Annotated in this window: 6 protein-coding genes; 2 read left to right on the plus strand and 4 right to left on the minus strand. The window is 42.0% G+C overall.

Features of this window, described 5'->3' with window-relative positions; all coding sequences use genetic code 11:
- Positions 1 to 169 precede the first annotated feature (169 nt).
- From G5B11_RS05355 to G5B11_RS05370, 4 genes are all read right to left on the minus strand, one after another.
- Positions 170 to 1,459, minus strand: a complete 1,290-nt coding sequence (locus G5B11_RS05355; protein WP_173727113.1) for an ABC transporter substrate-binding protein — start codon at positions 1,457 to 1,459, stop codon at positions 170 to 172.
- 2 nt (positions 1,460 to 1,461) lie between these two features.
- Positions 1,462 to 3,918 (minus strand): sugar-binding domain-containing protein, encoded by a 2,457-nt coding sequence (locus tag G5B11_RS05360; protein WP_173727114.1) that lies wholly within the window; start codon positions 3,916 to 3,918, stop codon positions 1,462 to 1,464.
- A 63-nt stretch (positions 3,919 to 3,981) separates the two neighbouring features.
- Positions 3,982 to 5,370 (minus strand): L-fucose/L-arabinose isomerase family protein, encoded by a 1,389-nt coding sequence (locus G5B11_RS05365; RefSeq protein WP_173727115.1) that lies wholly within the window; start codon positions 5,368 to 5,370, stop codon positions 3,982 to 3,984.
- 192 nt (positions 5,371 to 5,562) lie between these two features.
- Positions 5,563 to 7,131: a PucR family transcriptional regulator gene (locus tag G5B11_RS05370; RefSeq protein WP_173727116.1), complete on the minus strand. Its 1,569-nt coding sequence runs from the start codon at positions 7,129 to 7,131 to the stop codon at positions 5,563 to 5,565.
- 240 nt (positions 7,132 to 7,371) lie between these two features.
- On the opposite strand from G5B11_RS05370, the gene G5B11_RS05375 reads away from it, so the two are divergent.
- Positions 7,372 to 8,145 carry a copper homeostasis protein CutC gene (locus tag G5B11_RS05375; protein WP_330603076.1) on the plus strand — a complete coding sequence of 258 codons (774 nt, stop codon included), beginning with the start codon at positions 7,372 to 7,374 and terminating at the stop codon, positions 8,143 to 8,145.
- Complete coding sequence (locus G5B11_RS05380; protein WP_173727117.1) at positions 8,135 to 10,576, plus strand: transglutaminase domain-containing protein; 2,442 nt, start codon at positions 8,135 to 8,137, stop codon at positions 10,574 to 10,576. Before G5B11_RS05375 ends, G5B11_RS05380 begins: the two co-directional genes overlap by 11 nt.
- Positions 10,577 to 10,710: the final 134 nt, after the last annotated feature.

Here is a 10,710-nt window from a genome sequence, read left to right on the forward strand (position 1 = left end):
ATATGGTAATAATGCTATATATGGGAACTGCCTGGCACCAATCCGTCTTTTTTTGTTTCTTTCTATTTCTCCTACTTTACCCATTAATCTCTTCCTTTTTTTCAGCATTTGGGTGGCAGCATATAATTCCACTGCCGCCCTTGCCTTTGTATTTTTACGGATTCCTTTGTCAGTCAATCTCCAGTTCCGGATACTTTCCGGCAATATCATCCTTTACCGTCTGTAGGGCATCCTCAGCCGACATTCCCTGTGCTAAATCTGTGAGCACAGATGTACCGGAAGCAAAAATACCACTGTCATATTTAGTAAGGGGTCTTGTTCTTGTACTATCCATCTGGGCTACATCCAAAAATACACCGAGTACATCCTGACCTGCATAGGCTTCGTCTTCAATATTGTAGAATTCTCCATCCTTATCCAGGTTTCCGGCAAATCCTGTCACCATACCACCACCATCATAAAGGGCTTTTGCTCCTTCTTCAGATGCGCACAGCCATGAAAGGAATGTGAATGCAGCCTGTTTCTTATCTTCATCTGAAGATTTTGAAATCAGGTAGTTTTCCCCACCTGAAGTAGCACCGCTGGATGGTTTCAAAACACCCCATCTTCCACCGCCTACTGAATCGTTGGATGCAAGTCCCCAGTGAACAAACCATAATGGACAACTGTAGAACATTGTCTCAGACTGAGAAATATTGTTGACCCACTCAGCACTCCACTGATCGTAAAGATCTAAGGAACCATTCTGTACAAGAGTCTCAATAAAGGAATAAATTTCTCCAATAGAATCATCAATATCCAGCTTGCCCTCTGATACGAAAGGCTTATCTACCATCTCTGCATATAGCATGCCCCATGCATCCTGCGCACTTGCAAAGGTATACACAGTACCATCACTTTTTTCAGTAATCTCTTTTCCTATATCAATATAGTCCTGTGTAGATTTAAGCATTTCTGATAATTCATCCGGATCATCTGTTCCCAGATATTCCTTTGCAAGATTTCTATCATATGCCACAGCACATGTAGTTAAATCACCCTGAAGAGCCACCAGCTTACCCTCTGCATTGTGTAAAGCTTCTGTCATATACGGCATAAGAAGGCTTTCATCAAAATTATATGGATCTGAAGAAAGATCCTCCCATAAATCCAGATCTAACACCTGCCCCAGATTGTCCAGGTTCACATCTACAATGTCCGGCAGTTCACCGCCAGTAGAAATTGTTGTCATGATCTTTTGGAAACTCTCCTCCTGTGGCACCAGAAGAAGATCCAGTTCAATTTCAGGATGCGCTTTTTCAAATGCATCCTTTACAACAGGTACATATGCATCCTCACCGCCATTAACCCAAACGGTGACAACTGTTTTCTCTTCCGCACTTGCGCAAACAGATGTTAATCCTGCTGTTAACATTGCTGTACAGACAACTGTTGCTGTTAATAATCTGAATTTTTTCATGCTTATCTCCCTTCTACTGCAGTGACACGGATCATCTGCTCACTGAAATCTGTTTTTGCTGTAATGTGTATCTGACCCGTTTCTCCATTCGAGCGCACTACACCACAAAGCATCCCATTAAAAGCTTCCTTATTGTCTCTTCTATATCCTTCTCCGACAAATGGACTTCCATTGTCCACACCCAAAAGTTCTCCAGCGCCTTCTACCTTAAGCCAAACCCTGTCTGCTGCATGCGGAACCATATTTCCATCTTTATCTGCAATTTTTATTCCTATCTTGCAGGCATCCTGACCATCTGCACAAATAGTATTTGAAGTAGCGGTTAAAATGAGCTTTTCTGCTTTACCCGCTGTTTTTACCACTTTCTCTGTGACTACTTTTCCATCCTTGTAACCTACAGCTTTCATTTCGCCTGGCTGATAAGGAACCATCCAAAGTAAATGCAGATCTGAGGTTGTGATTTCGAGAACCGGCTCATCAAAATGGAAGAAGCTTCCATGCATTCCCGGACGAGGGAACTGCCAGCTCTGTTTACCATATGACTTTCCATTTACAAACAGTTCTACATAATCACAATTGGTATAACAAACCACAGGAATTGCTTCATTTTCATGACCTTCATAATTCCAATGAGGAACCAGTTCAAGTATTGGCCGTTTTTTCTGCCAAATACTCTGCAACATATAGTACCCATCTTTTTCAAATCCACAGGTATCCAACATTCCTGTACATGGTGTAATCGATGGCCAGGGAGCTTCACCCAGATAATCAATTCCCGTCCACATATAGTCTCCCAGTACATATGGATGCATGGATAAGAATTTATGTCTTTGTTCTACATCGATCATCTTATTGTAGTAGGTTGTATACCAGCAGTTTTCATGCTCATATAAATCAAATTTTCCACGAATGCCTCCTGGTGAAACATGTTCGTTTCCAAGAATTACTTTATCAGGAAATTTTTCATGTAACTGGAAATAATAGGTTTCTTTGTTATCCCCCCATTGATCCACATAATTTACACCTATAATATCCAGTGCATCCATATAAGCATCCGTGGTGGTTAATTTATCCATTCCACTGGTATTACAGCACGCTGCTGTTACTGGTCTAGTTGGATCCAGTCTGTGCACCTGTGCTACAATTTGCCTTGCCATCGGGCCACCTTCTGGATAATTCTGTTCAAAGATTTCATTTCCAATACTCCAGAATGCCACGCAAGGATGATTCCGATCACGGCGGAGGAAATCCTCCAGATCCCTTTCATGCCATTCTCTGAAATATTCAGAATATCCATAGGTAGACTCACCTTCCAGACCATCCGTTCCTACTTCTGCAGTTTTAGGTCTGCAGATTTCCCATTCATCAAAAGCTTCACCAATAGTGATAAAACCAATTGTATCAAGCAATTCCAGCATTTCCACCGGATGAGGATAGTGACTTAATCGAATTCCATTACACCCTGCATCCTTTAATTTTAATAGTGTTTCCTCCAGAAGCCTTTCTGGAACGGCAATACCTGTACAGCCCATATTCTGGTGCATGCAAAGCCCTTTAATAAAGGTCTTTTCACCATTGACAGTGAATCCTTCTTTCATATCGTAGCCAAATTTCCTAATACCAATGCATACGCCGCTGTCATCAATCTCTTCTCCATCAGCACTTACAATGCAATGTACCCTGTAAACAACAGGTGTATCCGGACTCCACAACACAGGATCTGTTACCTGTATTTTCATATGAAATTCAGTAAGTTCTCCTGCTGTTACATTGTGGATTTCCTCTTCAGATGCAACAACCATTCCCTGCTGATCCATAATTTGTGATTTTAATACCAGTTCTCGTTCTTCCCCGAAATTATTTTTGACCTCACAACGGACATCTACTATGGCATTATCTTTATGAACCTCTGGTGTGGTAACGTATATACCACTAAATGGAATATAGGCCTGAGCTGTTTTGATCAAATAAACGTGTCGGTAAATTCCTGCACCAGCATACCACCTGGAGCTGGGCTGTTCATGATTATCGACTTTTACAGCAACTACGTTTTTTCCAGCCTTTACATAATCTGTCAGATCATAACAAAAACTTGCATATCCATATGGCCTATTTCCAACACAGTTTCCATTTACATAAACTGTGCTGTTACTCATAATTCCACCAAATTCAATAAATACTCGTTTTTCTAATTCTGATTTATCCAGTTCAAAGGATTTTCTATACCATCCAATCCCAGCAGGAAGATAAGCTCCTGCCCCTCCGGTATCCGCATGTTCATCAAAATTTCCTTCTATGCTCCAGTCATGCGGAACATTTAATTTCCTCCAGGCACTGTCATCAAAATCCTCGCGGAACGCCTGTGTTTCATTTCCCAGGTAAAAGTTCCAATCCTTGTCAAAAGATATTCTGCTTCTGAAAGAAAGTGGAACTCTGGTCCGTTTGATTCTTTCCAGCATAAATTTGTTCCTCCAATTATCTCTGTATTTCTATTTCACCTGTTCTTTCTTTATCTTACTTTGTCATTCATCCATTTCGATTCCATCAATATACCTTAGGGCTTCTCTAAGCACATTTTTCCATTTTCCATGGATCCCGGCTACATGATGTATATATGGGCCATACATAAACTTTCTTTCCAGCTGTGGCCAATCCTCTGTTTCTACCCAAATATAGTTTCCATTAGTGATTGGACCATCACAGCCTTTTACTTCTTCTGCAAGCAGTGTATATTTTCCATCTCCTGCGCCAAGGCGAACCATAGTCAAATCTCCACCCTTGATTTCATACTGCCCTACACATTTACCCACCATGCATGGTTTGATACCTTCTTTTGCCAAAGTTCTCGGGAATGGTCCACAATGCCATAACAGCTCAGAATTATCATTATACGGATTGCGAATGGTAAGATCTGACGTAAATACCTCTGTTTCCCATCTAGCTGCAGCCACTGCCATCACAGAACTGATTGCATTGTGAATATCAGTTTCACAGCCTACCGGAATTCCCAGTTCGGACAAACGTCCAAATGCATAACATGGCCAAATATCAAAATTCTGTGGGATAACTTCCCAGCATTCGCTTGCAAATGCAGTACATCCATATCTTTCTGCAAGATACTGGAATGTAAGTACTAATGCTGCTGTATTTTTTACGTAAGTCTCACTGACAGCCGTACAATCTACTTCACTGTAAATAATTTCCATTTCCTTCTGAATCTCTTCAGGATGATTTTCAAGAAAATCATTAATGGTGTTTGTAATCTCCGTTCCATTGATCGGCACAAGCTCAATACCAAATTTTTCAAGAAGCTCACCCTCGTTTACCTTTACAGAAAGGAATGGACGTGGGCGAGTAGAAATCTGACCTATACGAAGATTTCGGAAAGCCTTTACAACAGATGCTGCTCTGACAAAATCCTCAATTCCCTGTTTTAATACAGGACTGTCCAGCCAACAATTTTCAATATAAGTAAATGGCACCTGATATCTTCTCAGTACCATACTGGTTGCGAACAGACCACACTGTACATCCAATGGCCGATCTATTGTCAGATCTTCCGGTGGCACTTCATCTCTTGGACCCCAAAGAAGGAATGGTACATTCAGCTTTCTTCCCAACATTCCGCAGACTTCTTCACATCCAAAATTGGTATGTGGCATAAACAAACAATCAACTTTTTTCTGTTTCATATAGTCTGCAACTTTCTCCACATCCCTCGGATCCCACAGAATTCCTTCATCATTCAGCCATTCAATACCCACAATCTCAAGATCATGTATTCCATCCAGAATTGGCTTCATAACCGCCCATATTTTGTCCCTACTCTCATATGCAGGTTCTGGCGGCGGATAAACATCCGTCTCCCTCCTCGTAGGAACATATGCCATAATAATCTTACTTTTCTCCATTTTATCTTGCCCTCCAATAATTTGTATCAGCAATTGCCGTATCTATTTTCTAATGCAAGAATATTCTAGCATACTGTTTATTATTGAATAACGTAACACACAAACAAAAAAATATTGATATTTGTGCGCCGTGCACAAAAAAATGCCAGAAAGGTATTTCCTTCCGGCATTTTTCATAAATCGTTTTTTATATCATTCAATAATATGCTCACGCATCACTTTCTCTTTTTTTACGTTCTTTATATAATCTACAATTTCCAGAGAATACATAATCTGCAACCGTTCAGCCTGCTCAGAAAAATCATAACCTAGCTTATCTATCAAACCCTCAATTCGATAAAGCATAGTATTTCTGTGTACATGCAAAAGCTTGGCTGCTGCCGAAATATGTCTCTCACACTTCAACCACATGGTTACCGTCTTAATCATATAATGATCTTCACCATATAATTCCAGAATCCTTAAAACAACAGGATGCAGTTTCTGCTGCAAAACGCCCTTTTGTCCGTACTGCTCCAATCCATGCTGCACGATGTAATCTTTATAGTCATACATTTTTTTATTCGGATCTATCTCCCTGCCAAGACGAATAGCCGTTTTTGCCTGCTCATAGTAATCAGCTGCTTCAAACAATGAAAAAAACTGGATACTAATACCACTAAGTAATTTTTCTTTTTTTAGCCAATTCTGAAATACCATATCTTCCTCATCTTCATACATATCCGTATATTCTTCAAAAAACACAGCATTTCCCTCATGGAAACATCCTATACATTTTGGAAACCGCCGCTTTGTAGCCTCCATGATCTCTCTTCTTTTAATACCTGCCATTTCCGCATTTTCATAGCAAATGCAAAATATTCGCCACTTTTTATATATATCCAGATTCAAAAAATTAGCTCTGTCCAGAATTGTATCTATCTCCATTTTCTTTTTCCCGATCAGATCAGCCAGAAAAAATTCTACCGCCTCCCCCATTGCAAGTCCATAAAATTCATCTGCTTCCAGACGACTAGTAATTTCTCGGGTAAGTACCATCAAAAGCTGCTCTGTTCCTCTAGTAAACACTTTGGTGCCCGCCTCGATCATCATAAGCGACACAAATGCCACTGTATGTCTTTGTACAATCACTGGTTGCAACATAACATACCTGTTGGATGCGGTAGTATATAACTGCTTCGGTGCCCGTTGATGAAGGATATCCTTACTATGGATATTATCTCTAAGCAAATATTCAGTCCTAATATATCCTTCTTTTATATACTGCCATACAGCATCATCACATTCCTTATCTCTGGAATATGCAATAGTACGTTCTGCTCCATCTACCAAAGAAATCGGATACGGAAAAATCTCATCACTAACGTCTAGCATCTGCTGCAGGCTCCCCATAGTGCTGCACAGATTTTTCAGTTTCAATTCCCAACGATTATAATAAGAAAACACGTCCTCTACATCATTATAGAACATACCGAAATCTGCATTTCTGTCTACATAATAAAAATTACATCCCTCACCAATAGTATCAAATGTATCCGGTACACCACAGCAGATCACAGTCACATATTTCATGTTAAACTCACGATTTAATCGTTCAATATCCTCTGCAATACCGATATATAAATATTGGGGTTCAAACTTATCCATATATCTGTGGAGCAGTCGCGCACTTTCTAATATAGGTTCTGAGCTTTTACCACAATATTGTACAAAATGATATTTTTTCAGCCGTTCAGCCAATATGTCAATGCTTATATTCATTACATTCCTCCTAATCATCCTATATCGGGCATAAATAGCAAACACCCCAATACTTAAATAGCTATCTACATGGTTCACTCACCGTCTATTCTAATATACACTACATATTCATTATAATAGCAGATACACTGTCCTTCAACACAGAATTTTTATGCAATTATCCCTGTTTACACCAGTTATCTCCAATGTTAAAATACAAAATAGCTATTTATTGAATGGATTATCGAGGGGATTTTTCTTATGGAAATGGAAAACGATATACTTGAAGTATGTGTGGATTCCACAGAATCTGCCCTGGCAGCCCAGGAGGGTGGTGCATCCAGGCTGGAGCTTTGTGGTAATCTTGTGATTGGCGGAACCTCACCCAGTCCCTGTCTTTTTCAGGAAGTACAGGCGGCTGTGGAGCTTCCTGTCCACATACTGATCCGTCCCAGATATGGGGACTTCTGTTATACAGAGCATGAATTTCATATCATGCTAAAGGAAATCGAAATGTTTCACAGGCTTGGTGCCCAGGGGGTTGTGATCGGTGTGCTGTGTCCGGACGGTACTCTGGATCTGACACGTATGAAGCAGCTGATCCAGACCGCCGGAGATATGTGTGTTACCCTGCACCGGGCCTTTGATCTTTGTGCAGATCCTTTTGCTGCTATGGAACAGGCAAAAGAGCTTGGCATACATACTATCCTGACCTCTGGCCAACAGAATAACTGCTGCCAGGGCAAAGAACTGCTTCGCCAGCTGGTGAGCCATGAAGAGGGCCGTATCAGCATCATGGCAGGCGGCGGGATCAATCCTCAGACTTTAAAAGAGCTTTTACCTTACACCGGTGCCCATGCCTGGCATATGTCCGGCAAGGCCCTTTTTCAAAGTCCTATGACTTACCGTAAAAAAGAGATTTCCATGGGTGCCGCATCCCTGGATGAATTTCAGATCCTGCGTACCAGTGCATCTCAGATTCGTCAGGCCAAAGAAATCCTGACTCATCATAAGGAGGCTTATCATGTTTCTTGAAAACAACCGTTCCAGAATCGAAAAACAATTTGAAACTTTTTGCCAGAAGCTGCCTGGCATTGCAGCTCACATAAGCAAAAGAATGGATGCACTGAATCCGGATGTGATTCTTGCGCTGAAATACCTTTATGTATGTATGCCCTATAGCGATGCAGGCAATTATTCTTTTGATACCTTTCTGGATTTTGCCTGGCAGGGGATTTATCTTTGGAAAAACTCTCCATATAGATCCCAGCTTTCCGAAGAGCTGTATCTGAATTATGTTCTTTTTCACAGGGTCAACGAGGAAGAGATCAAGCCTTGCCGTACCCTTTTCTGGGAAAAGATCAAAAAACGGATCCAGGGTCTTTCCATGAAAGAGGCTATCCTTGAGATCAACCATTGGTGCTGTCAGGAAGCCATGTACCAGTCCACTGACTGCCGCACCAGCTCTGCACTGGATGTTTACCGTCATGGTTTTGGCAGATGTGGGGAAGAGTCTGTATTTGCAGTAAATGTACTGCGAAGTGCAGGGATTCCTGCCAGACAGGTGTATGTGCCCAGATGGTCCCACTGCGATGACAACCACGCCTGGGTGGAGGTATGGTGTGACGGTGACTGGCATTATCTTGGTGCCTGTGAACCGGAGGCAGACCTGGATCGGGGCTGGTTTACCAATGCAGCTTCAAGAGCCATGATGATCCGTTCCCGCTGGTTTGACAAGATTCCGCCAGAGAATGAGGATGTGATCGGTATGGATGATGTGAATCTGATGCTGAACCAGCTTCCCAGATATGCCCACACCAAACGGATCACCATCCATATAACAGATCTGGACGGATGTTCTGTCCCAGATGCGGATGTCCGTGCTGAGATCCTTAATTATTCCCAGTTTACCCCTGTTGCCAGGCTTCGTACAGATGCCAATGGCTGTGTTTCTTTTGTTACAGGCTTTGGCAGTCTGCATATCTGTGCCGTTTATGGAGAGACCTATGGTGAATGCCTGATCAACACCAGAGAGGACGACCATTTTGAGTGCATGCTGGGAGAGGGCTTTCTTGAAGACGAATGGGAAGACTTTAATATGACCGCCCCGGATGACACGGTAGGAAACCTGGAACCATTTCCCGCAGATCTGGAAAAAGCAAATAATGACCGGGTTGCTGCCGAATCTGCCAAATGCAGACATAAAGCAGCCAAGTTCCAGCCTTTATGGCGCAACTGTCTTTTTGGCCACGAGCTGAAGGTAATGGAAGAACTGATGTCTGTCCTTTCCGAAAAAGACCAGAAGGATGTTTATCCTGAGATTCTGGACGAGCACTACCGAGAGGCCTCTGTATACGGCGAAATGTTCCCCAGAGATTTCTTTCTTCATTATATATGGAATCCCAGGATTGATGATGAGATCCTGACCAAATGGCGTAGAAGCATTTTGGGCTATTTTTCACAGGAGCAACAGGATCAGTTCCGCAGCAAACCTTTCCTGATCTGGCAGTGGATTGAAGAAAACATTCAGGAAAATGACCAGCAGGAAAGAAGAACTGTTTATACAACCCCGGCTGCTGCCCTGCGCCTGAAAATTGCAGGAAGCCGATCCCGTGCCATTCTTTTTGTAGCAATTGCCCGTACTCTTGGAATTCCTGCAAGACTGAATCCTGAGGACGGAGCCATGGAATACTGGGAAAACAAAGGTTTTGCACAGATCCATGAAAGCCGCAGGAAGGATGCCCGTCTTGTTATTACCGGTGAAGAGCAGTATGACTGGACCTATTCCAGGAACTGGGCCCTTGCAAAGGCTGACAAAAACGGCTATCTTTTTTTCCAGCTGGAGGATATTCCCTGGCAGAAGACAGGTATCACACTGGATGTGGAACCTGGCTATTATCGGGTGATCACTTCCAACCGGCTGCCTTCCGGTACTATTTTCGCCAGCCGCTATGATTTTCATGTAGCGAAAGGTGAAACTCACAGGATTAGCCTTCGTCACAGAAATATCCATCCGGACCAGATGATGAACCCTCATCCGATTCCAGATTTTAATTTAAGGGATCAGGCTGGCAATACGGATACCATTTCCCGGATCACCGATGGTACGCGAAGGATCCTGCTCTGGTTAGATCCTGGCAAAGAGCCAACCCAGCATATTTTAAATGAACTTATGGAAATGGAAGATGATTTTTCAGCTATCCAGAACCAGCTGATATTTATTCTTGAGAATGAAGAAGCTGCCAGAGAATCTGTATTTCGTCAATGTTTGCAGGTCTTCCCTAAGGCTGGTGTTTATTTTGCTTCTTTCGGAAAAGAAAAGGAAATGACTGCCAGAAAGATGTATACAGATTCTGACAAACTGCCTCTGATGGTGATCACAGACGGGGCACTCACCGGATGTTTTGCATCCGCAGGATATGCTGTAGGCATGGCAGATATGTTGTTGAAGATTTTCAGGTTGTAGTTTAAACAAACAAGCAGACCGCCCCATTCACTATTATCAGCGTAATAATTTGTACAATTTTAACATATTTACATATTCATTTAACATAATATATAGCAAGAATTCTCCTTCCTCTACAGGTGGGAGATGAATTG

Source organism: Blautia glucerasea (assembly GCF_013304385.1).
Taxonomy (GTDB): Bacteria; Bacillota; Clostridia; order Lachnospirales; family Lachnospiraceae; genus Blautia_A; species Blautia_A ammoniilytica.